19 protein-coding genes are annotated in these 22,266 nt (G+C 75.0%); 8 read left to right on the top strand and 11 right to left on the bottom strand.

Annotated elements, in window-relative coordinates:
- Positions 1-42: 42 nt before the first annotated feature.
- Both ICW24_RS06705 and ICW24_RS06700 read right to left on the bottom strand, forming a co-directional pair.
- Entirely contained in the window at positions 43-456 is a 414-nt protein-coding gene (locus ICW24_RS06705) for a cupin domain-containing protein (protein WP_226344945.1), read from the bottom strand.
- Between the two features lie 143 nt (positions 457-599).
- On the bottom strand, positions 600-2,039 hold the full coding sequence (locus ICW24_RS06700) for an APC family permease (RefSeq protein WP_226344944.1): 1,440 nt from the start codon (positions 2,037-2,039) through the stop codon (positions 600-602).
- Positions 2,040-2,165: 126 nt separating this feature from the next.
- Between ICW24_RS06700 and ICW24_RS06695 the strand changes: the two genes are divergently transcribed.
- Complete coding sequence (locus tag ICW24_RS06695; RefSeq protein ID WP_226344943.1) at positions 2,166-3,164, top strand: ferredoxin family protein; 999 nt, start codon at positions 2,166-2,168, stop codon at positions 3,162-3,164.
- Positions 3,165-3,203: 39 nt separating this feature from the next.
- Here ICW24_RS06695 and ICW24_RS06690 read toward each other — a convergent pair whose 3' ends face one another.
- Positions 3,204-5,336, bottom strand: coding sequence for a DNA gyrase/topoisomerase IV subunit B (locus ICW24_RS06690; protein ID WP_226344942.1), 2,133 nt, complete (start codon positions 5,334-5,336; stop codon positions 3,204-3,206).
- 417 nt (positions 5,337-5,753) lie between these two features.
- Between ICW24_RS06690 and ICW24_RS06685 the strand changes: the two genes are divergently transcribed.
- Positions 5,754-5,975, top strand: a complete 222-nt coding sequence (locus ICW24_RS06685; protein ID WP_226344941.1) for a DUF7455 domain-containing protein — start codon at positions 5,754-5,756, stop codon at positions 5,973-5,975.
- Between the two features lie 14 nt (positions 5,976-5,989).
- On the top strand, positions 5,990-6,490 hold the full coding sequence (locus ICW24_RS06680; protein WP_226344940.1) for a DUF456 domain-containing protein: 501 nt from the start codon (positions 5,990-5,992) through the stop codon (positions 6,488-6,490).
- A 153-nt stretch (positions 6,491-6,643) separates the two neighbouring features.
- On the opposite strand, the gene ICW24_RS06675 is transcribed toward ICW24_RS06680, so the two are convergent.
- From ICW24_RS06675 to ICW24_RS06650, 6 genes are all read right to left on the bottom strand, one after another.
- Positions 6,644-7,075, bottom strand: coding sequence for an SCO2097 family morphological protein (locus ICW24_RS06675; protein WP_226344939.1), 432 nt, complete (start codon positions 7,073-7,075; stop codon positions 6,644-6,646).
- Between the two features lie 343 nt (positions 7,076-7,418).
- A complete protein-coding gene (gene dinB, locus ICW24_RS06670; protein WP_226344938.1) occupies positions 7,419-8,660 on the bottom strand; it encodes a DNA polymerase IV in 1,242 nt (413 codons plus the stop codon).
- A gap of 141 nt (positions 8,661-8,801) precedes the next feature.
- A complete protein-coding gene (locus tag ICW24_RS06665) occupies positions 8,802-9,578 on the bottom strand; it encodes a methyltransferase domain-containing protein (RefSeq protein ID WP_226344937.1) in 777 nt (258 codons plus the stop codon).
- 310 nt (positions 9,579-9,888) lie between these two features.
- Entirely contained in the window at positions 9,889-13,749 is a 3,861-nt protein-coding gene (locus ICW24_RS06660; protein ID WP_226344936.1) for a DNA polymerase III subunit alpha, read from the bottom strand.
- Entirely contained in the window at positions 13,746-14,354 is a 609-nt protein-coding gene (locus ICW24_RS06655; protein WP_226344935.1) for an SAV_6107 family HEPN domain-containing protein, read from the bottom strand. The genes ICW24_RS06660 and ICW24_RS06655 overlap by 4 nt, the downstream gene beginning before the upstream one ends.
- A gap of 247 nt (positions 14,355-14,601) precedes the next feature.
- Positions 14,602-15,249, bottom strand: coding sequence for a DUF6504 family protein (locus ICW24_RS06650; RefSeq protein WP_226344934.1), 648 nt, complete (start codon positions 15,247-15,249; stop codon positions 14,602-14,604).
- Positions 15,250-15,716: 467 nt separating this feature from the next.
- Here ICW24_RS06650 and ICW24_RS06645 point away from each other — a divergent pair, with 467 nt between their 5' ends.
- Positions 15,717-16,115, top strand: coding sequence for a DUF4126 domain-containing protein (locus tag ICW24_RS06645; protein ID WP_264176297.1), 399 nt, complete (start codon positions 15,717-15,719; stop codon positions 16,113-16,115).
- Positions 16,112-16,303 carry a hypothetical protein gene (locus tag ICW24_RS19235; RefSeq protein WP_307781302.1) on the top strand — a complete coding sequence of 64 codons (192 nt, stop codon included), beginning with the start codon at positions 16,112-16,114 and terminating at the stop codon, positions 16,301-16,303. Before ICW24_RS06645 ends, ICW24_RS19235 begins: the two co-directional genes overlap by 4 nt.
- A gap of 34 nt (positions 16,304-16,337) precedes the next feature.
- Here ICW24_RS19235 and metF read toward each other — a convergent pair whose 3' ends face one another.
- The gene (metF, locus tag ICW24_RS06640) at positions 16,338-17,291 is read right to left on the bottom strand and encodes a methylenetetrahydrofolate reductase [NAD(P)H] (protein ID WP_226344933.1); all 954 of its coding nucleotides are present in this window, start codon (positions 17,289-17,291) and stop codon (positions 16,338-16,340) included.
- 66 nt (positions 17,292-17,357) lie between these two features.
- On the opposite strand from metF, the gene ICW24_RS06635 reads away from it, so the two are divergent.
- Positions 17,358-18,440, top strand: a complete 1,083-nt coding sequence (locus tag ICW24_RS06635; protein ID WP_226344932.1) for a polyprenyl synthetase family protein — start codon at positions 17,358-17,360, stop codon at positions 18,438-18,440.
- Between the two features lie 95 nt (positions 18,441-18,535).
- Here the strand turns inward: ICW24_RS06635 and ICW24_RS06630 are convergent, their stop codons facing one another.
- Positions 18,536-19,006, bottom strand: a complete 471-nt coding sequence (locus ICW24_RS06630; protein ID WP_307781301.1) for an Rv2175c family DNA-binding protein — start codon at positions 19,004-19,006, stop codon at positions 18,536-18,538.
- 75 nt (positions 19,007-19,081) lie between these two features.
- Here ICW24_RS06630 and ICW24_RS06625 point away from each other — a divergent pair, with 75 nt between their 5' ends.
- Positions 19,082-20,239 (top strand): LysM peptidoglycan-binding domain-containing protein, encoded by a 1,158-nt coding sequence (locus ICW24_RS06625; RefSeq protein WP_226344931.1) that lies wholly within the window; start codon positions 19,082-19,084, stop codon positions 20,237-20,239.
- 75 nt (positions 20,240-20,314) lie between these two features.
- On the top strand, positions 20,315-22,264 hold the full coding sequence (gene pknB, locus ICW24_RS06620) for a Stk1 family PASTA domain-containing Ser/Thr kinase (RefSeq protein WP_226344930.1): 1,950 nt from the start codon (positions 20,315-20,317) through the stop codon (positions 22,262-22,264).
- The last annotated feature ends 2 nt before the right edge of the window (positions 22,265-22,266 follow it).

Here is a 22,266-nt window from a genome sequence, read left to right as displayed (position 1 = left end):
CTGCCCGCTCCGAATTGCGCAACACGGGGCCGGGTCGGGGACCTAGCCGCGCTCGGCCGAGCCCCGCAGCATCGTCACCGTGAGCGTGGTGGGCTCCAGGGCCCGCACGCCGTGCCGGAGCAGCGGGGTCAGGTGCAGGACCTCCCCCGGCGCCAGCTCGATCGAGCGATCCGGCAGGTCGAAGCCCACGCGCCCGCGGATCACCTGCACGAGGATCGGGTGGTGGGCGGCGTGCTCGGCGAGCGCGTCGCCGGTGTCGAACTCGAACACGACCACCTTCGCGGTGTCGACGTCGAGCACGGTCGCGGCGCCGGGCCGCCCGCCGCGCGAGGCCGCCCGGCCGGACAGGCCACCGGTGGGGGTGGCCGTGCCCACGTCCGTGCCCGGGCGCCGCCGGCCCGCTGCACCGGGCCCGGCGGGTCCGACCTCGTCGGGGTGGTCGCTCTCGTTGCTCATCGCCATCTCCGTCCGCCTCGAACGTCCGCTCGCATGCCTCGACGCTAGCGGGAGAGCCCGTCCCCGGTACGGCGAACGGCGAACGGGGCCGCGCCCCTTCGTGGGGCGCGGCCCCGTCCGGGGCGGGGCGTTCGGACTCGGGCTCAGTCCTCGTCCACGTGCCCGCCGAGGGACTCGGGGTGCTTGGCGTACGTGGGCTTGGAGTAGATCGCCCGGTTGATGAACCACGTGAGGGCCCACAGGACCATGCCGACGATGAGGAGCACGCCACCGACCTGGTAGTCGCGCACCGCGCGACCCGAGAGCGGGCTGGCGAGGTAGGCGCAGACGACGGCCCCGATGACGGGGACGGCCGTGGGCGCGCGGAAGTGCTTGTGGTCGACCCGGTCCTTGCGCAGGACGAGCACGGCGATGTTGACGATCGTGAAGACGACGAGCAACAGGAACGACGTCGTGCCACCGAGGGCGGTGAGGTCGGCGAACCAGATGAGCCCGAAGGCGAGCACGGTCGTGAAGATGATCGCGACCCACGGCGTGCGGCGCGTGCGGTGCACGCGACCCAGAACCTTGGGCAGGACCTCCTCGTGCGCCATGCCGTAGAGCAGCCGCGACGCCATGAGCATGTTGATGAGGGCCGAGTTGGCGACGGCGAACATCGTGATGAAGGCGAAGATCGACACCGGGAAGCTCGGGGCGCCCGCGGCGACGACCTTGAGCAGCGGGGCGTCCCCCTCGCCGAGCTCGGCGGGCGGCACGAGCGCCACCGAGGAGATGCAGACGAGGACGTAGATGACGCCGGTGATCGTCAGGCCGATGAGCATGATCTTCGGGAAGATCCGTACCGGGTCCTTGGTCTCCTCGGCCATGTTGACGGAGTCCTCGAACCCGACCATGGCGAAGAACGCGAGCGCCGTGGCGGCGGTGACCGCCGTGAACGCCGTCTCGCCCTCGGGGATGCTGATCTCCATGAGCTTGGACGTGTCGCCCTTGCCGAGACCGATCGCGTAGAAGCCGATCACGATGATGATGGCCAGACCGGTGAGCTCGATGAGGGTGAGCACGACGTTGAGCTTGACGCTCTCGGCGACGCCGCGGAAGTTGACGAGCGCGATGGCCGTCATGAAGAGCAACGCGATGAGGAGCAGGACGGCCCCGGACTTCCAGCCCATGACCTCGCCGAGGTTGCCGGCGAACGCCTTGGACGCGCTGGAGGCGCTCGTCAGGCCGGAGCACATGACGGTGAACGCGACGAGGAACGTGATGAAGTGCACCCCGAACGCGCGGTGCGTGTAGACGGCGGCGCCGCCCGCCTTCGGGTACTTCGTCACGAGCTCGAGGTAGCTGAACGCGGTGAGCATGGCCACGACGAAGGCGCACAGGAAGGGCAGCCACACCGCGCCGCCGACCTCCTTGGCGACCTTGCCGGTGAGCGCGTAGACGCCGGTGCCGAGGATGTCGCCGACGATGAAGAGGAGGAGCAGGCCCGGGCCGATCCGGCGGACGAGGCCGTGTCCCTCCTCCTCCCCGGGGTGCTGGGAGGACTCGGACGGGGCGGCCGCCGATCCTGAACTGTGTGCGGTCATGGAGACACCCTGGCCCTGCGTCGGGCGCAGGTCCAGCGCGGACCCGGTCCACACCCAGTCTTTGCCGAACCGCAACCTCCCCGGGGCGTCCTGAGCACGGCGGGCCCGCGCGCTAGGTTGGGCGCCATGCCTCTCTCCGCCGACGCCTGCTCGATGGCGTGGGACGCGGCCGACGAGCCCGCGTGGGGTACCGCGTCGATCGCCGGGTTCTGGGTGGCGCTCGAGCAGCCGGGGCCGTGGGGCCGGACCGCCTTCGACTCCTCGCGTCTCGACCCCCGGGTGGGCTCGGCCCTCGAACGCGAGTCCGCTGCAGCGGGCGGACGCGCGCTGCTCGTGCGCGCGGTGTCCGGGCGCGACGCCGCCGCCGACCGGGGCGGCCGACCGGCCGGCCGTGACGGCACGCCGCGGTCGCCGGGGCCGGACGAGCGGACCGTCTTCGTCGCGGGGGGCATGCCGCAGGGGCGGCCGTGGCTCCTCGCCGGGACCGTCACCGACCCCGCGCGGGTGATCGACCTGCCGTGGGCCGCGATCGCCGCGGGCGACGCCCCGGCCGTGCTCGCCGCCGCCCCCTGGCTCACCCCCCGGGCGGAGCCGGTGCTGCTCGTCTGCGCCCACAGCAAGCGTGACGTGTGCTGCGCAGTGCGCGGCCGGCCCGTGGCCCGGGACGCCGCCGCGGCCCGGCCCGGCCAGGTGTGGGAGTGCAGTCACACCGGCGGGCACCGCTTCGCCCCGACGGCCGTGCTCCTGCCCCACGGCACGACCCTCGGTCGGCTCGACGCCGGCGTCGCGGTCGAGGCCGTCGACGCCGCCGCCGGCGACCGGCTTCCCGCGGGCCTGGACGTGAGATCGGGCCTGCGGGGGCTGTCCTACCTCGGCCTGGTCGAGCAGGTCGCCGACGCCGCCGTCCGCGAGCACGCCGGGGTCGACGACCTCCTCGCGCTGCGGGTGCGCACCCGGCCGTCGGATCCGTCGGGCCCGACGCGTCGGGTGGAGGTCACCCACGCCGACGGCCGCCGCTGGGCCGTCGAGGTCTCCCACCGCGTCGGCGGGCCCGCCCGGCCCGGCTCGTGCGGGGCCGCCCCCGTCCCCTCGACCTGCTTCGACGCCGACGTCACCGCGCTCTGAGTCGTCCGCGGGCGGCCGGGGCACCCGAGAGGTGGCGGGTCAGGCGTCGATGCGCTCGGCGTCGAGCCGGTCGGCGGCGTCGACGATGAAGTCCTTGCGCGGGGCCACGTCGGTGCCCATGAGCAGGTCGAACACGCGCTCGGCGGCCTCGGCGTCGGCGAGGGTCACCCGGCGCAGCAACCGATGGCGCGGGTCCATCGTCGTGTCCCGCAGCTGGTCCGCGTCCATCTCGCCGAGACCCTTGTACCGCTGCATCGGCTCCTTGATCCGCTTGCCGCGCTTGTGCAGGGACGCGACGGTGCGTCGCATCTCGGCCTCGTTGTACGTGTAGACGAGCTCGTTCTTCTTGGCGCCGGCGTTGACGACCTCGATGCGGTGCAGCGGGGGCACGGCCGCGTAGACGCGTCCGGCCGCCACGAGGGGCCGCATGTACCTGAAGAACAGGGTGAGCAGCAGGGTGCGGATGTGAGCGCCGTCGACGTCGGCGTCGGTCATGATGATGACCTTGCCGTACCGGGCGGCGTCGAGGTCGAACGTGCGCCCGGACCCGGCGCCGATCACCTGGATGATCGACGCGCATTCCTTGTTGCCGAGCATGTCCGTGATCGACGCCTTCTGGACGTTGAGGATCTTCCCGCGGATCGGCAGCAGGGCCTGGAACTCGCTGCTGCGCGCCGCCTTCGCGGTGCCCATCGCCGAGTCGCCCTCGACGATGAACAACTCGGTCCGGTCGACGTCCGAGGTGCGGCAGTCGTAGAGCTTGCTCGGCAGCGAGCTCGACTCGAGCGCCGTCTTGCGCCGCTGCGCCTCCTTGTGGGCCCGGGCCGACACCCGCGCCTTCATCTCGGCGACGACCTTCTCGAGGACGGCCGCCGCCTGCTGCTTCTCGCCCCGCTTGACCGAGCGGAGCAGGGCCCCCAGCTCGCGCTCGACGACGCGGGAGACGATGCCGCGGACCGCGCTCGTGCCGAGCACCTCCTTGGTCTGCCCCTCGAACTGCGGCTCGGCGAGCCGGACGGTGACGACGGCGGTGAGGCCGGCGAGCACGTCCTCCTTCTCGGGCCGGTCGGAGCCGGACTTCAGGGCGCGCGAGCGCTCCTCGACCTGCTTGCGGACCACCTTGAGCAGCGCCGCCTCGAACCCCGCGAGGTGGGTGCCGCCCTTGGGGGTGGCGATGATGTTGACGAACGACCTCACCTTGGTCTCGTACCCGATCCCCCACCGCAGGGCGACGTCGACGGCCGCCTCGCGCGTCACCTCCTGGGGGCTCATGTGGCCGCGCTCGTCGAGCACGGGGACCGTCTCGGTGAACGTGCCGCTGCCCTGCAGGCGCCAGACGTCGGTGACGGACTGGTCGGGGGCCAGGTACTCGGTGAACTCGCTGATGCCGCCGTCGTGGAGGAAGACCTCCTCGTGCGGTCCGTCCGCGCCGGGCGTGCCCGGCAGGCCCCGCTCGTCGCGGATCGTCAGCGACAGGCCGGGGACGAGGAAGCTCGTCTGGCGGGCCCGGTCGATCAGGTCTCCGTAGGAGAACTCGGCGTCCCGACCGAAGATCTGCCGGTCGGCCCAGTAGCGGATCCGCGTTCCGGTGCGCCCGCGCGGCGCCTTCCCGACGACGGGCAGTTCGCTGCGCTCGACGAACGGCGTGAACGGGCTGGCCGGGCCGCGGCCCTGCCCGTCCTCGAACGTGCCGGGCTCCCCGCGGTGGAAGCACATCCGGTAGACCTTGCCGCCGCGGTCGACCTCGACGTCGAGCCGCTCGGACAGGGCGTTGACGACGGACGCGCCCACGCCGTGCAGACCCCCGGAGGCGGTGTACGAGCCCCCGCCGAACTTGCCGCCCGCGTGCAGCTTGGTGAAGACGACCTCGACGCCGGAGAGGCCGGTGCGGGGTTCGACGTCGACGGGGATGCCGCGGCCGTCGTCGCTGACCTCGACCGAGCCGTCGTCGTGGAGGGTGACGACGATGGTGCTCGCGTGGGAACCGAGGGCCTCGTCCACGGAGTTGTCGATGATCTCCCACAGGCAGTGCATGAGGCCCCGGCCGTCGGTCGAGCCGATGTACATGCCCGGACGCTTGCGCACCGCCTCGAGCCCTTCGAGCACCTGGAGGTGGCGGGCGGTGTAGTCGGTCCCCCCACCTCGCCTGGTCGTCGTCGGAGCCGAGGCCACGTGTTCTCCCTTGCCGTTCGCCGGGTGCGGCCCCGCGCGTCGCGCGCGGGGCGGATCGCTCGTCAGGCTAACGCGCGGCACCGACAGCCCCCGCCGCGCCACGCGGTGGCCGGTCGTCGTGGGCCGCCGGCACGGGCGTGGGAGCGGCCACGGCCTGGGGCGGGATGCGGGGGATGCGGGGGACGAAAAGGGTCGATGCCCGCGACGGGCCGGCCGATAGGAACCGTGATCGCGGCGTCGGCACCTGCTCGCGCCGCATCGGTGACCGACACCGGCGCACGCTTCCGCCCGACACGGCGACCGCCCTGGCGAGGCGGGAACGAACGAGCGTGCTTCACTGTTGGCACAGGTGAGCCGGAACGTCCTCCGGGCCGCAGTACGGCGGCTCGGGTTCCGGAGAACGAATGGAAGGCTGACGTGAACGCTGCATTGGCAACGCCCCTGACCTCGGCCGACCGCTGCGACCGCTGCGGAGCCCAGGCCTACGTCCGCGCCCGCCTCGAGAGCGGCGGCGAGCTGCTGTTCTGTGCTCACCACGGCCGTGAGCACGCCCCGAAGTTGGCGAACGTCGCGGTCGAGATCCACGACGAGACGGACCGTCTCCACGAGGACTCGAAGACCCCCGAGACCGCCGGCTGATCGGTCCGGACGACATGGCGGTGGCGACGACCCTCGCCGGCCTCGCGATTCTCGTGGGTCTGGTGGGGATCGTCGTCCCCGTTCTTCCCGGCGCCCTGCTCGTGTGGGGCGCCGTCGTCGTGTGGGCCCTCGTGACGGCCTCGTCGACGGGGGCGGCATTCGCCTGGACCGTGGCGGGCGTCGCGACCGTGATCTTCGCGCTCGGCTGGGGCTTGCAGTACCTGCTCCCCGGGCGACGGCTACGCGCCGCCGGGGTACCCGATCGGACGACGGTCGTCGGCCTCGTGGCCGGACTGATCGGGTTCTTCGTGGTGCCCGTCGTCGGCCTGCCGCTCTTCTTCGTGCTCGGGGTGTACCTGTGCGAGCTGGCCCGCGTCGGATCAGGATCGGCGTGGACCTCGACGCTCGCGGCGGTCCGGGCGGCGCTGCTCAGCTACGGGATCGAGGTCGTCGGCGGGCTCGCCATGGCCACCACCTGGGTTGTCGCGGTGATCGTCGCCGCGCGGGGCGGTTGACCGCACCGACGTTGACCCGCAGCGACGTCGTGGCCCGGTCGTCGCTGATGATCGTGCCTGGTCATCGCGGATGTACACGGTCCAGGCATCGTGGCCGTGTGTCGATACGAGGCTCCGGACTCCGGCCTCCGTACGAGGGTACGAGGCCCCGGCTCAGAAGCCCTGGCCCTCGCGGCGGCGCTTCTCCCAACGGCCCTCCATGCGCTGGGTGAACGACTCCGACGACGCGGCTCCCTTGGCTCCCTTGGTCGAGGAGCCACGCTTGGAGCGGCGCGGGCGGGAGGTGGTGCCGTCGGGGCCCACCGAGGCCGGCCCGCCGCTCTGCCGCGCGGGCGTCACGGCCCAGGCCACGCCGGCCACCATGACGACGAAGCCGACGACCCCCAGCGCCACGAGCTCGGCGGCGACACCGCCGATGACGAGGCCGAGGCCCGCGAGCACCGCACAGGACCCGACGACGATGCGGCGCTTGGACGCCGAGGTCATCCGGCTGCCCTTCATCTGGGAGGCGAAGCGCGGATCCTCCGCGTACAGCGCGCGTTCCATCTGCTCGAGGAGCTTCTGTTCGTTCTCGGAAAGCGGCACCTTGCACCTCCATGACGTTCACGACGGACAACCCCACCCCGGGGCGTACGCCGCCGACCTGACCGATCCCCGTAGAACGCGTGGCCGCCCCGCCGACGCCGCATCGCGTCATCGACCGTACGGACCCGAACCTACGACGGTCCCTCATGCCAGGATAAGCCCCCGACGGCGGGAAGGATAGCGGGGCCGACGGTCCGGACTGCCCGATCTGCGACATTCTTTCGATCATCCATCCGCCGCCGTCGCCCGGGGGCCGGGCCCACGCCCGGATGAGCCCGACCTCAGACGCGGTTGCGCCCGGATCGGACGCGGATCGACGCCGGAACCGACCGCATCGCCCCCCTCACGCGCGGCCCCCACGCGGGGGCGGACGCCGTCCGGAGAGCCCGACGAGGCTGGCGGGGCGCACCACGCCCGATCCGAACCGGGCCCCGGCGCGGTCCACGGCCCGATCGGCCTCACGCCACCCGTGGTCGGGCTCGCCGAGCATCCCCTGCATGGGCGCGCGGTCGGCCTCGACCAGCCCCTCGAGCTTGACCCCGACGAGGCGGACCCGGGCGCGCTGGAGGGCGAGGGCGTCGAAGAGCCGGACGGCGGCCGCGTACACCTCCCGGCTGACGTCGGTGGCCTGCGAGAGCGTCGTCGCCCGCGTGATCGTCGTGAAGTCGGCGAACCTCACCTTGATCGAGACGGTCCGCCCCACGTAACCGGCGGCCCGGGCCCGGGCGCTCGTCCGCTCCGCGAGGCGCAGCAACCGGCGCCTGATCTCCTGCGGGTCGTCGATGTCGTGGGCGAACGTCTCGTCGCTCGAGATGCTCTTCTCGCGGCGCGTCGGCGTCACCGTCCGCTCGTCGCGCCCCCACGCGAGGGCGTGCAGGTGGACCCCCGTCTCGCCGAGGGCCCGCCGCATCGTCTCGACCGGGGTGTGGGCGATGTCGGCGACGGTGCGCAGACCGAGCCGATGGAGCGCCTCCTCGGTGCGCTCCCCCACCCCCCACAGGGCGCCGACGGGAAGCTGTTGCACGAACGGGACCACCTCGTCGACGGGCACGACGATCATCCCGTCGGGCTTGGCCAGGCCCGAGGCGAGCTTGGCGACGAACTTCGTCGGCGCGACCCCGATCGAGCACGTGATGCCCTGCTCGTCGGCGATCGTGTCGCGCAGGGTCGCCGCGATGGTCGCCGGGGGCCCGAGCCGGCGGATCGCCCCCGCGACGTCGAGGAACGCCTCGTCGAGGGACAGTGGCTCGACGAACGGCGTGACCTGCGCGAACACGGCCATGACGGCCTCGGAGATGGCCTGGTAGCGGTCGTGGTCGGGCGGCAGGACCGTGGCCGTCGGACACAATCGCACGGCGCGCGACATGGGCATGGCCGCGCTCACCCCGAACGCCCGGGCCTCGTAGGTCGCCGAGAGCACGACCCCGCGGTGCCCGCCGCCGATGATGACCGGGGTCCCGCGCAGGTGCGGGTGGTCGAGCAGCGTCGCCGACGCGTAGAACGCGTCCATGTCGACGTGCAGGACGTGGCACCCGGTGTCGTCGTCGGAGGTCAGCCGCGGGCGGGGGAACTGACGACGGCTCATCGCTCCCCCCGCCTCTCGCCGTTCCGGCTTCTCGCGCTGCTGTCGGTGGTCCTGTTTCTCGTGGTTCTCGTCGTTCTCGTCGTTCTCGTGGAGCTCGTCGAGCTCGTGGTGACCCTGTCGATCCCGGCGGTCGTGGCGCGGTCAGGCCTTGCGGGCGACGACGTGCGTCGCCGCCGCGACGTGGCCGAGGACCGCGGCGGCCGGGTCCGCCGCGACGGCCGCCTCGAGGTCGAGCAGCGCGGCCCGGTCGGCCTCGGTGTCGAGGAACGCCGCCGGCACGAGGTCGGCGAAGAGGCGCACCCCCTGGACGTGCACGACCTCGAGCCCGGCCCCGGTGACGAGCTCGCGCATCCGGTCGGGATCGAAGCGGCGCGGGAGGGGGTCGTCGGCGCCCCAGCGGCCGTCCGGATCCTCGAGCACCTCCCGGGCCTGGGCGAACCGTCCCGCGAGGGCGCGGGCGAGCACGGTCCCGAGCCGCTGCGCGACGACGAGGCTGAGCACCCCACCGGGCGCGAGGACCGGGGCCACCGCCGCGACGGTCGCCGCCGGGTCGTCGACGTATTCGAGGACGCCGTGGCAGCACACGAGGTCGGCGCCGCCCGCCGGGACGAGGTCGGCGAGCACGGAGGAGTCGCCCTGCAGGCCCGTGATGCGCTCGGAGACCCCGACCTCGCGGGCGCGGCGGCCGAGGGAGGCGAGGGCGTCGGGGCTGGGGTCGACGACGGTGACCTCGTGCCCCGCCTGGCCGAGCGGCACGGCGAGCACGCCCGAGCCCCCACCGAGGTCGACGACCCGGGCGGGGTGCCCCAGCCGCGACCGGGCCTCGTCGGCCAGTGCGAGGACGGACTCGCGGACGGCGGCGGTGCGCACGGACCCGGGGGCGTGGCCCCGACGTCGGCGCTGCGGGTCGTCGGACATCGGGGCGCTCTCTCCTGGGTGTCGACTACGGCGGACACGAGGCCCCGGAGACGTCCGCGGGCGGGCCGGGACGCACCGGAGCTCGTCCGATCACTGTAGTGCCCGGTCCGCGGCGGCCGCCCCGGCGCGCGGGGCCGCGGCGGGACGTCGGGTCCGACCGAGGTCGGGGGCGGGACCGAGACGAGGGCGGAGGCCGGGGCGGAGGCCGGGGCGGGGGCCGAGGCCGGGGCTGCGCGGTATCCGACGAGGGCGCGGTGTCCGACGAGTCGGCCGGACGCGCGGCCGCCCTCCCGGACGGGCGCCGTCGACCTCATCGGCCCGAGCTCCCGGGGCTCGAGTGCCACAGCTTGCGCAGAGGCGCCTGTGCCCCCTCGCCCGCCGGCCGCACGTCGGCGTACGGCGAGACCCGGAACCCCGAGGGATGGACCAGGACGCGGCGAGGCCCGCTCCCCACCTCGGTCCGGCCACCGGCCCCGCCGTGGTGGTCGGCGTCCCCCGACGCGGATCCGGCGATCATCTCCTGCACCGCCGCCGGGCCGCCGGTCTCCCACTCCCGCTGCAACGCCGTGAGCTCCCACGCGCCGGTCGCCCGCACCGACACGCCCATCGGCCCGGTCCGGCGCACCACGCCGCGCACGAGCAGCAGCCAGGACGAGAAGACGGTGGCCGCGTAGGGACCCTGCACGTCCTCGAAGAACGTCGCGTCGATGGGGCCGGTCGCGTCCTCGAGGGTGAGGAAGACGACGCGGCGGCCGGAGCGGATGGGCGGGGTCTGCGTCGCGACCTTCACCCCCGCCACGAGGACCTCGCGGCGGGTGCGCACCTGCCGCAGCCCGGACGACCGGACCACCCCGAGCGTCTCGAGCAGGTCGAGGTAGGGGTCGATGACGTGTCCGGACACGTCGAGGCCGAGGACGTCGAGCTCGGCGTGCACCCGTTCGGCCTCGCTCATGTCGGGCAGGCCCGAGCCGCCGCGTAGCTCCGGGCCGGCCCCGAGGTCGAGGAGGAGCTGCGCCGGCTGCTCCGCGGCCGGCCGCACCGCGGCGGGTGCCTGCGACTGCGCCGCCGCCGACCGCCGCACGTCGAGCGGCCCCGCCGCCCGCCCGGCCCCGCCGCCTCCGCCGCCTGCGTCGTCCCGGCCGTCCCCGTCGCCGTTTCCCCCGAGTCGGACCGTGCCGTCGGACGCGGTGACGACGACGGGGCGACCGGCGCCCCGCCGCCGCCCCGAACGCCCGGAACGCCCGGGCGGGGTCCACCGCTCGAGCTCGGCGACGTGCAGCAACAGGTCGCGACGCGTGATGCCCCCGCGCCGGCCGAGGCCCCCGCCGTCGAGTCCGTAGAGGGCGTCGAAGGCGCCGGCGAGGACGAGACGTTCCGCGACCGGCCGGCTCACACCGCTGCGCGCCCAGAAGTCGGGCAGCCCGACGTACGGGCGGGCGGCCACGATCCGCGCGAGCTCCGCCTCGCTCATCCCCTTGACGTCGGACAACGAGACCCGGATGCCGGGGCGCCCGTCGGGTTCGACCCGCTCGTACCGGTAGCAGCCGTCCGAGACGTTGACGTCGAGCCCGAGCACGGTGATCCCGCCGACGCGGGCGTCGTCGAGGATGAGCCGCTTGGGGTACATGCCCGGGTCGTGGGTGAGGACCCCCGCGAGGAACGCCGCGCGGTGGTGCGTCTTCAACCACGCCGACTGGTAGGTGGGCAGCGCGAACGCGGCGGCGTGGGCCTTGCAGAACCCGAACGAGCCGAACGCCGCGAGGACCTCCCAGATGCGGTCGACGTCGGCGCCCGCGTACCCCCGCGCCCGCGCCGCCGGGCGCCACCACGCCTCCACCCGCTCTCGCCCGGCGACCGTGCCGAGCGCCCGCCGCACCTCGTCGGCCTCCGCGAGGTCGATCCCCGTCGTCGTCGCGACGATCCGCAGCACCTGCTCGTGGAAGACGACGACGCCGCACGTCTCGGCGAGGGCTCCCGCCAGGCTCGGGTGCAGCAGGTCGGGTTCGCTCCAGCCCTGCCGCGCGCGCAGGAAGGGGGTGATCATGTCGGAGTTGACGGGGCCCGGTCGGAACAGCGAGATGTCGATGATGAGGTCGTCGAACGTCTCGGGGGCGAACTTGCCGATGAGCTCGCGCTGGCCGGGGCTCTCGATCTGGAAGCAACCGAGCGTCGCCGCCGACCGGACGAGGTCGAAGGTCGCCGGGTCGTCGAAGGGCACCTGAGCGCGGTCGTCCAGATCGACGACGACCCCGTCGACCCGCTCGACCTCGGCGACCGCGTGGGCCATCGCCGACTGCATCCGGATGCCGAGGACGTCGAGCTTGAGCAGCCCGAGCGTCTCGACGTCGTCCTTGTCGAACTGGCTCATGGGGAAGCCGAGCCAGCTCGCCTCGACGGGGGTGCGGTCGAGCAACGAGGCGTTCGACAGCACGATCCCGCACGGGTGCAGCGCGAGGTGCCGGGGCAGCCCGTCGAGTCGCTCGACGAGGTCGAAGAGCACCTGGAGCTTCGGGCCGCCCAGCCCGAGGGAGGACAGCTCGGGCAGGTCGGCGATCGCCGCCCGGGCGTCGCGGGCGCGGATGTGCGGGAACGCCTTCGCGATGGCGTCGACCTCGACCGGCGGCAGCCCGAGCGCCGCCCCGACGTCGCGGATCGCGTGCCGCACCCGGTAGGTCTCGCTCATCGACACGCACGTGACCCGCTCCCCGCCGAGGCGGTCGAGGATCGCCTCGTACACCTGCGTGCGCCGGGCCGACTCCACGTCGAGGTCGATGTCGGGCAGCTGCGCCCGCAGCGGCGTGCAGAACCGCTCCATGAGCAACCCGTGCCGCATGGGGTCGACGCCGCTGATGCCGAGGAGGTGGTTGACGAGGCTGCCGGCGCCCGACCCGCGCGCCGCGACGCGCACCCCCATGTCGCGGACGAGGTCGACGACGCCCGCGACGGTGAGGAAGTACGTCGGGTACCCGAGGGCCGCGACGACGGCGAGCTCGTCGTCGAGCCGGGCGGCCACCTGGTCGAGGTGGGCGACCGACGCCCCCGGGTAGCGCCGCCCGATCGACTCGTGGCAGCGACGCGCGAGCACCCGCTGCGGATCGTCGCCGGGCGCGAGCCCGATGGCCTCGGGCTCGGGCAGGTGGACGGCACCGATACCGACGTCGCGGCGGGGATCGAGGGCGCACTCCCGGGCGATCTCGACGCCGGTGTCCATGAGCCGGCGCGCCTCGCCCCGGTCGCCGGTGATCTCGAACGCGATCGGGTACATGGCCCGCCCCGGCGCGAGGTACCCGGCCGTGCTCACCCGGTCGAGGTGGCGTTCGTCGAGAATGGCGAGGCGGCGGGCCGCGTCGAGGACGTCGACCGTGGCCGCCTGCTCCGGCGTCGCGTGCCGGACGGCCGCCGTGAGGACGCAGGGCAGCCCCGCCTCCACCGCGAGCGCCCGCATCCGGCGCGCCTGACGGACGCTGCGGGGCGAGCCGTCGGGGGCGCGGTGGTGGACGAGTTCGACGGCGAGGGCGTCGGGCGGCAGGAGCTGCGCCCAGGCCGCCAGCAGCGCCCGGGCCTGCTCGCGCCGCCCGGCGAGGACCGCGCGGCCGACGTCGGAGTCGGGGCCGAGGAGCACGAGCAGGGGCGACGGGCCCGCCGGCGCCGCGGCGTCGCGACCGCGAAGGGGGTCGGTCGGTGCGCCGGGCCGACCCCCGGCCCGGGCGTGTTCGGCGAGCAGGGCCGGGCCGGTGATCGGTCGACCGCGCTCGCCGCGCAGGTGGGTCGCGGTGACGAGGCGGCACAACCGGGCCCAGCCCTCCCCGGCGCCGACGCCGGCGCCCTCGCCCCGGGCGAGGACGACGACCCGGGGGTGGCGCGGGTCGACGGCCATCCCGCCGCGGGCGGGCGCGCGGCGGGTGGGCGCGTCCGCCCCCCGCGAAGGGGCGGGGTGCGGGCCGGAGTCGTCGGGCAGGCAGGCGAGGTCGACCCCGAGGACGGGTGCGAGGCCGGCGCCCGCGCAGGCCTGCACGAACCGCACCGCGCCGTAGAGACCGTCGCGGTCGGTGAGCGCGAGGGCCGGCTGCCCGTGCGCGACCGCCTGCTCGACGAGGTCGGCGGGGGTGCTCACGCCGTAGCGCAGCGACGCCGACGACGCGACGTGCAGGTGGGCGAACCCGTCGCTCACGACGCCCCCACCCTCGCGGGTTCGCGGGCGTGGATCGCGCCGGTCGCCTCCGTCACTCCGAGCGCATCCGTCACTCCGGCCACATCGGTCGCTCCGGTCGCACCGGTCGCATCGCGCGGGTCGGACGCGCCGGTCGCGCCGGGCGCAGGGGGCGCCTCGGGCGCCGGGACGGGGCGCGCGGCACCGGGCTGCGCGCGCGGCGCCCCGGCGACGAGGGCGGGCGCGAGGAGGGGGTCGATCCGGGTGATCGGCAGTCCGAGGGCGGCCTGGACGAGGCCGACGAACGTGTCGGCGGCCCGCAGCGCGTCGTCGGCCTCGCGCGCAGCGGGCCGATCCGCCCCGGCCTCGATCTCGCGCCGGCGCCGGGTGCACACCGCGAAGTGGCCGGCCCACTCGGCGAGCTCCGGGTGGGCTACCGCGAGGGTGGACCACACGTCACCGCCCCGGGCCGCCGACGGCACCCGGCCCCGCGCCGCGAGGAGCGCGGCTCCGGCCCGCAGCGCCCCGAGCTGGGCGTGGGTGTACCGGTCGGTCGTCGTCGTCGCCCGCCCGGACTCGAGCAGGGCCACCCCCGCCCGGTCGAGCAGGTCGAGGGCGGCGCCCACGTCACCGCTCTCGCTCGCCGGCCCTCGCCCCCGGCTCCGTTCCCGCCGGGCCGCGCCGCCCGCCCGGGTATTCGACCTCGTCGTCGTCCTGTACGCCATCGCCGTGCCGCCCCTTCGCCCTCGGCACCGACGATGTCGATGCCTGCCGTGCCGTCGCCTGCCTGCTTGCCGTGCCGTCGCCTGAGTGCTCGCGTGCCGTGCCGTCGCCGCCGGGGCGGCGTGTCGCGGTGCCGCGCGCCCTGGCGGGTCAGTCGCTGACCCGGCGCAGCCGCCAGGGTCCACCGGGATGGCCGGCGAGGTCGTAGACCCCGACCTGGGCGAGCCGGCCCGGAGCCGCCTCGACCCGCCACACCGCCTCCTCGAGGTCGGCGCGGGTGAGGCCCCCCGGCGCGGCGGCGGGCTCCGCGACGACGGGTTCGGCCGGCGGACCGGCCGAGGGGAAGGCCCGGGCGGCTCCCCTCGCGGCGGGGGTGCCCGCGCCGACGCGAGGACGCGGGTCGTCGAGCACGGTGCGCCACCACGGGCGGCGCTCGACCCACCGGCCGAGGACGCGGCGCACGACGTAGAGCCGGCCCCGCCAGACGAAGGCGTCGGGCACGAGCTCGTCGGGCTCCCAGGCCGCCTCGTCACCGTCGCGGAACCCGCCCGCGTCCGCGGCGCCCGGACGACCGGCGGCCCCGTCATGGCCCGCGTGGCCGGCGTGCCCGCTCCGAACGGGGTGGCCGCGGTCACCGTCGGGCCCGGCATCCCCGACGGCGCCCGGGACGACCCCGGGCCCGCGGCCGCTCCGGTCGGGCACCGGCAGTGCCGCCGAGCGCGCCGGCGCACCGACCCTGGCCCGCAGCTCCGCGCCCGGCACGCACCTCACGTCGACGCTCTCGTCGTAGCGACGCATGTCCCTCACCTCTCCCCGGTCCGCTCCGGCACGCGCCGGACGCCTCGATCCCTCACCCCAGCCCCCGTCGACGACGGGGACCCGCCCTCGAACTGATGTTCGATAAACGAGGGTACACCGCTCTTCGCCCGGCCCGTCAAGGAGACGATCGCGCCGCCCGGGAGGTCGATGTGCGCCTCATCCTGGACCCCGCCACCGACAAGGTCGCGACCTGCGAGATCCCGCGCCGCACACCCCCGATGCCCGCCCCTGATCCGCCCCCTGATCCGCCCTCGATCCGCCCCCGATCCGCCCCTGACACCCGCCCCGATCCCCCACGTCCGCCCCTGGCCGCGGATCACTCCCGAGCCCCCGGAATGCCGCCGGGCGCAGCGGCGTTCTCGACAGGTCCGGTCGGCTTCCGCCGCCGGCCGATCCTCCGGCGCCTCACGTCCGGCCGGGATCGACCCGCTCGGATCGGAGTGCACATGGGAGCCGAACTCCTCGCCTGGTCGTTCACCTCGGGCTGGGCCAGCGGCGTCAACGCCTACGCGGTCGTCCTCGTCATGGGCCTGCTCGACCGGTTCGTCCACGTCGCGGCCGTCCCGGACGTCCTCGGTCGCACCGACGTGATCGTCGTCGCCGCGATCCTCTTCGCCCTCGAGGCGGTCGCCGACAAGATCCCCTACCTCGACTCGGTGTGGGACGCCGTCCACCTCGGGATCCGACCGGTCGTCGGCGCGGCGCTCGGATACCTCATCGGGCACGAGTCCTCGACCCTCGCCGGGGCCGTGCTGGCCGCCACCGGCGGGCTCACGGCCCTCCTCACGCACCTGACGAAGTCGGGGGTACGGGCGCGGGGGTCAACCTCTCCCCCGAGCCGGTGAGCAACGTCGTCGTCAGCGGCGCCGAGGACCTCACGGTCGTCGGGGTCCTGGGTCTGGCGGCCGCCGCGCCCCTGGCCGCGGCCGGGCTCGCCGCGGTCCTCCTGCTCGCCGGCGCGGTCGTCGGGATCCTCGCGACCCGGGCCGTGCTCCGCCTCCGCCGAGGGGGCCCACCCTCCGGCCGGGGGTGAGGGCCGAAGATCAGGACTCGGCCCTGCCCCCGCCTCAGACGTCGGCGGCGCGCACCCGGTCCCGCACGGCAATGGCCGCGAGCGCGGGTGGCGAGACCGCGGTCAGGGAGCCGGTGCCCACGAGGGCGTCGAACACCTCCAGCGTGGCCGTGGAGCGGTTCATCGTGATGAAGTGCACGCCCGGGGCGCCCTGCGCGAGCATCCGCTGGGCGAGCTCGGTGGCGATGGCGACGCCCTCGGCGCGCACCGCGGCCGGGTCGCCGTCGACGGCCTCGAGCCGCGCGAGGACGCCGGTCGGTAGCGGGGTGCCCATGAGCTCGGTCATCCGGGCGATCTGCCGCAGGTTCGTCACCGGCATGAGGCCGGGGATGATCGGCAGGTCGCGCCGGGCGGCGACGCCGTCGCGCAGCCGCAGGTAGCTCTCGTCGTCGAAGACCATCTGCGTGACGGCGAACTCCGCGCCCGCGTCGGCCTTGCGCACGAGCGTGTCGATGTCGTCCTGCAGGTCGCCCGACTCGGGGTGGACGTCGGGGAACGCCGCGACCCCGACCGAGAACGACCCGAGGGAACGGACGAGTTCCACGAGCTCGTCGGCGTGGGTGAGACCCTCCGGGTGCGGGGTCCACGTGGCCCGGACGTCGCCGGGCGGGTCGCCGCGCAGCGCGAGCACGTTCTTCACCCCGGCCGCGGCGTACTGGCCGATCACCCCGCGCAGCTGGGTCACCGACGCCCCGACGCACGTGAGGTGGGCGAGCGGGAGCAGCGTCGTCTCGCTCGCGATCCGCTCGGTGATCGCCACGGTGCGGTCCTGCGTCGTCCCGCCCGCGCCGTAGGTCACCGACACGAAGGTCGGCTCGGCCTGCTCCAGCCGGCGGATCGCGGTCCACAGCTGCTCGGCCGACGCGTCGTCCTTGGGCGGGAAGAACTCGAAGCTGTACGAGGGGGTTCCGGAGGCGAGCAGTTCGGGGATCGACACGGGCGCGGGCATACGCCCCAGCGTAGGGCGCGCCGCGACGACGTAGGCTCGGGGTCGACACCGGCAGGAGGCCCCACTTTGACCGTCGCTTGGCACATCGACCTGCTGCGTCGTCGCGTCCAGGAGGAGATCGACCGCGAGCTCGCCCACCAGGGCGACGTGCTCGCCGAGCTCGGCCCCGACGTCCGGCCGCTCGTCGACGCCGTCGCGTCGCTCATGACGGGCGGCAAGCGCCTGCGGGCGGCCTTCACCCACGTCGGCTACCTCGCGGCCGGCGGCCGCGACGAGGCCTCCGCGATCCGCGCCGCCACCGCGATGGAGTTCTTCCAGGCCGCCGCGCTCCTCCACGACGACGTCATGGACGCCAGCGACGTCCGGCGCGGGGCCCCCACGGCGCACGTCGCGCTCGCCGACCTGCACCGGCGCCGGGCGTTCACGGGCGACGCGCAGCGCTTCGGCGAGGCGGGCGCGATCCTCGCCGGCGACCTGTGCCTCGTGTGGTCCGAGGAGGTCTTCGCCACCTGCGGACTCCCCCCGGCCGAGCTCGCGCGCGCCCGGCGGTGCTTCGACGACATGCGCTCCCAGCTCATGGCCGGGCAGTTCCTCGACGTCCTCGATGCGGCCCGCGGTTGGTCGGGCCTGGACGCCGCGGGGCGGATCGAGGCGGCCCGGCGCGTCATCCGCTACAAGAGCGCCCGGTACTCGGTGCAGCAACCGTTGCTCATCGGCGCCGACGCCGGCGGGGTCGACGCGCACGACCGGGCCGCCCTGGCCCGCTTCGGGCTCGACCTGGGCGAGGCCTTCCAGCTGCGTGACGACATCCTCGGCGTGTTCGGTGATCCGTCCACCACGGGCAAGCCCGCGGGCGACGACCTGCGCGAGGGCAAGCGCACCGTGCTCGTCGCGCTCACGCTCGGGCTGGCGGACGCCGCCGGCGCCGCCGACCTCGAGGCCGGACTCGGCGCGGACCTCTCGTCGGCGGACGTCGACCGGCTGCGGGCGATCATCGTGGACTCGGGCGGGCTCGCCGCGCTCGAGGACATGATCGCCGAGCGCACCCGGGGCGCCCGCGAGGCCCTGGAGTCCACGACGCGCCTGCGCGACGGCGGGGTCGACGCGCTGCTCGAGCTCGCGGACCTCTCCACCGTCCGCGCGGCCTGAGCCGGCTCCCGGCGGCGGGCTCGGGCGGGCGCTCCGACGGGCTCGCGCCCGGTCGATCACCCTCTGCCGACTCGGTCGTCAGAAGGCTCGGCTCCTCAGAAGGCCGTCTCCATCGCGCGGCGGCGCACCTCGGTCTTGTGCCCGGCGAGCAGGCAGTTCATGGGCGTGCCCGGCACGGGCAGCGTGTCGTCGGGGGTGAAGAGCCACTCGAGCAGCTCTTCGTCGCTCATCCCGCCGTCGGACAGGACGGTGATGGTGCCTCGCACCTCGGGGCGCGGACCCTCCGCGGTGACGAAGTCCGCCGGCACGTACCAGGCCCGGTTCTTCCCGCGCCGGATCGCGACGAGCTCGCGGTCGGCGACGAGTCCGCGCACGCGCGACAGGGACACCCCGGCCAGCTCGGCGATCTCGGGGTAGGACAGCCACCGGCCGACGAGGGCGTCGAGGGCTCGGCCCCCCGACGGTTCGGCGGACGCGGGCGTCGAGGCGGAGGTCGGGTCGGCGGAGGTGGGGTCGTCGTGCGGCACGAGGACCAGGGTGCCAAAGTCGCGGGCGACGTGCCGCACCGGCTCCCCGGCGACGACCCGGCTCTGGGTTAGGTTTCCGGCGACTCGCCCAACCCGGAAGGACGACCTCCGCCGATGAGCCCCGCCTCGACCCCGGTCGCACACGTCACCCTCCCGTTCGCCGAGCTGTCGCACGTGACGCCCGTGGCGCACGTGCGCGCCCTGCAGGCACGACCCGCCCCCCACGGGTGGGGCACGTACGAGATCCGCTCCTCGGACACCCTCTTCGAGATCGCGCTGCGGCACCGCACGAGCGTCGACGCGCTGGCCGCCCGCAACGGGATGCCCGCCTCGACCGTGCTCCGTCCCGGCCAGGCCATCTTCGTGCCCCGCACCGCGCCGGCCGGCGGCGAGGGCCCCGGCGGGGACGATCGGCGTGCTGGCTCGGGCCGCGACTCCGGCTACGTCGTCCGTCCCGGCGACACGATCGGCGCGATCGCCGAGCGCTTCGGGGTGGGCACCGACGCGCTCCTCGCCGCGAACGGGCTCACCGACCCGCGGCGGGTCCTGCCCGGCCGACGCCTGGTCGTCCCGGCGGGCCGGGACCGCGTCAAGGCGCGGACCGCCTCGGCACGCTCGGACGCGGCGCGGATGCGGACCCGGATCGTCACCGTGCGCCCGGGCGACGGGATCGGCACCCTCGCCGCCCGTCACGGCGTGTCCCGCGCGAGCCTCCTCAAGGCCAACGACCTGGCGCCCGGCGTCACCCTGCACCCGGGCATGCGCCTGCGCGTCGTCGGGGTGCGGGCCGACGCCCCGGCCGCGACCGCCGCCTCCGGCATCCACCCGCGGGTGACCGCGGCCGCCCGGGCCAACCGGGCCCATCTCGAGACGGTGCGCCTGCCGTCGCGCACCCAGGTCCGCGACATGATCGTGGCGGCCGCCCGCCGGCACGGGGTCGACCCGTCGCTCGCGCTCGCGGTCGGCTGGCAGGAGTCCCGCTGGTCACAGCGGGCCGTGTCGGAGAAGAACGCCATCGGTGTCATGCAGTGTCTGCCGTCGACCGGCCGCTGGGTCGGCACCCACGTGGGCCGGGACCTCGACCTGCTCGCCACGCGCGACAACATCACGTGCGGCGTCGGGCTCCTGCGCAGCCTCCTGCGCAGCGCGAGCAGCGAGCGCGAAGCGGTCGCCGCCTACTATCAGGGCCTCGCGTCCGTGCGCGCGAACGGCCTCTTCGACGACACCCAGGCGTACGTGGAATCCGTTCTCTCCCATCGCGAGCGGATGTGAGCACGCCGCCGCGGCCCCACGACGCGCACCGCCGCCTCCCGCGCCGCCGCGGCGCCCGCGCCTAGACTCTGGCCCGTGTCGTCCCCACCCGCTCCCGGGCTGATCGACCGTCTGGTCGACGGCCGGTACCGCGTCGTCCGCCACGTGGCGGACGGTGGGATGGGGTCGGTCTACCTCGCCGTCGACGAGCGGCTCGACCGGGACGTCGCACTCAAGGTCGTCCGCGAGGATCTCGCCCGGGACCCCACGTGCGTCGAGCGCTTCCGCAAGGAGGCGCGCTCGGCGGCGCGCCTCTCGCACCCGCACGTCGTCGCCGTCCACGACCAGGGGCAGGACGACGACGTCGTCTTCCTCACGATGGAGTTCGTCGACGGGTTCACGCTGCGCGACCGCCTCGACGCGGGACCGCTGAGCGTGCGCGAGGCCCTCGACGTCGCGGACGACCTGCTCTCGGCGCTGTCCGCGGCGCACCGCTGCGGCCTCATCCACCGCGACGTCAAACCCGAGAACGTCCTCATCGGCCCCGACGGGGTCGTCAAGGTCGCCGACTTCGGTCTCGCGCGAGCCGTGAGCGCCCAGACGATGACGACGGGGCTCGGCGGCGTCCTCGGAACCGTCGCCTACCTCGCCCCGGAACAGGTCGAGCGCGGGATCGCCGACGCCCGCAGCGACGTCTACGCGGCCGGGCTCGTGCTGCACGAGATGCTGACGGGCCGTCCCGCGGTGACCGGGGACTCCCCCATCCACATCGCCTACCAACACGTGCACGTGGACGTCCCGCCACCGTCCCGGCGGGCGCCCGGCGTGCCCGCCGCCCTCGACGAGGTCGTCGTCGCCGCCACCTCCCGCGACCCGGACGAGCGGTCCGTGGACGCCGCCGCCCTCCGCGCGGCCCTGCAGGCCGCCCGGAGCGGCCTCACCGAGGCGGACCTCGCCTCGCGGCCCGATTCCCACGACAAGGCGGGCGACCCGACCGCCGGGCGCGGCCCCGTCGACACGGGCCGCGTCGCGAGGTCGACCCGCCGCCTGCCGTTGCCGGGCCGATCCGGCGGCGCCACCGCCGGGCCACGGATCGCCGCCGACGCCGCCGCGGCCGACGGCTCGGGTGCGGGCGGTCGCGGCGCCGGGGCGGTCGAGAGCGGGCGCCGGCGGCGACGCGGGCCGCTGGTCGCCGGGATCCTGCTCACGGCTCTGCTCGTCGCCGCCTGGTTCGTGGGGATCGGGCCCGGATCCGCCCGCGCCGTTCCCGACGTGAGCGGCGCAGACGCGGGCAGCGCGGTGGTCTCGATCGAGGACGCCGGCTTCCGGACGGCGACCGCCGAGGAGTTCTCCGAGACGGTCTCGGCTGGTGACGTCGTGACGACGCACCCCACGGCCGGAGAGTCGGGCCACCGCTGGTCGCTCGTCACCCTCGTCGTCTCCCGGGGGCCGGAGCGCTACCGCGTCCCCGACGTCTCCGGCCAGGCCCCCGCCCAGGCCGCGCAGGCCCTCCAGGGAACCAAGCTGGTCGCGGGGGCGGTCACCCAGGCCTTCGACGAACAGGTCCCCGCCGGGCAGGTCGTCGCCGCCACGCCGGCCGTGGGCACCTCGGTCCGGCCGGGCACCCGGGTGGGGCTCGTCGTCAGCAGGGGACGCGAACCCCTCACCCTGCCCGACGTGCGCGGCGACTCCCTGGCCGACGTCCGCGAGCTGTTCGCCGGCAAGGACGTGACGGTCACGGTCTCCGGCGAGGAGTTCTCCACCTCCGTCGACAAGGGCGACGTCGTCTCGCAGAAGCCCGGCCCCTCGACGATCCACCGCGGCGACACCGTGAGCGTCGTCGTGAGCAAGGGCCCCGATCTCGTCGCGGTGCCCACGGTCCGCGGCCTGGACCAGCAGAAGGCCCGGGCGGCCCTCACCGCGGCCGGGTTCGAGGTCAAGATCAGCCGGATCGCGGGCGGGCTCTTCGGCACGGCCCACTCCACCGACCCCGCGGCCGGCGCCCAGGCGCCGCGCGGCAGCACCGTCACCCTGCGCGTGGTGTGAGG

The sequence above is a fragment of the Agilicoccus flavus genome (genome assembly GCF_014857905.1).
GTDB lineage: Bacteria > Actinomycetota > Actinomycetes > Actinomycetales > Dermatophilaceae > Agilicoccus > Agilicoccus flavus.
This window is presented reverse-complemented; position numbering and strand designations above follow the sequence as displayed.

What these genes read in the sequence shown, in the direction of transcription:
- dinB (WP_226344938.1), bottom strand. Translation starts at nt 8,660, where the DNA reads ATGAGCCGTCGTCAGTTCCCCCGCCCGCGGCTGACCTCCGACGACGAC.
- ICW24_RS06625 (WP_226344931.1), top strand. Translation starts at nt 19,082, where the DNA reads ATGAGCCCCGCCTCGACCCCGGTCGCACACGTCACCCTCCCGTTCGCC.
- ICW24_RS06645 (WP_264176297.1), top strand. Translation starts at nt 15,717, where the DNA reads ATGGGAGCCGAACTCCTCGCCTGGTCGTTCACCTCGGGCTGGGCCAGC.
- ICW24_RS06695 (WP_226344943.1), top strand. Translation starts at nt 2,166, where the DNA reads ATGCCTCTCTCCGCCGACGCCTGCTCGATGGCGTGGGACGCGGCCGAC.
- ICW24_RS06705 (WP_226344945.1), bottom strand. Translation starts at nt 456, where the DNA reads ATGAGCAACGAGAGCGACCACCCCGACGAGGTCGGACCCGCCGGGCCC.
- metF (WP_226344933.1), bottom strand. Translation starts at nt 17,291, where the DNA reads ATGCCCGCGCCCGTGTCGATCCCCGAACTGCTCGCCTCCGGAACCCCC.
- ICW24_RS06680 (WP_226344940.1), top strand. Translation starts at nt 5,990, where the DNA reads ATGGCGGTGGCGACGACCCTCGCCGGCCTCGCGATTCTCGTGGGTCTG.
- ICW24_RS06665 (WP_226344937.1), bottom strand. Translation starts at nt 9,578, where the DNA reads ATGTCCGACGACCCGCAGCGCCGACGTCGGGGCCACGCCCCCGGGTCC.
- ICW24_RS06700 (WP_226344944.1), bottom strand. Translation starts at nt 2,039, where the DNA reads ATGACCGCACACAGTTCAGGATCGGCGGCCGCCCCGTCCGAGTCCTCC.
- ICW24_RS06650 (WP_226344934.1), bottom strand. Translation starts at nt 15,249, where the DNA reads ATGCGTCGCTACGACGAGAGCGTCGACGTGAGGTGCGTGCCGGGCGCG.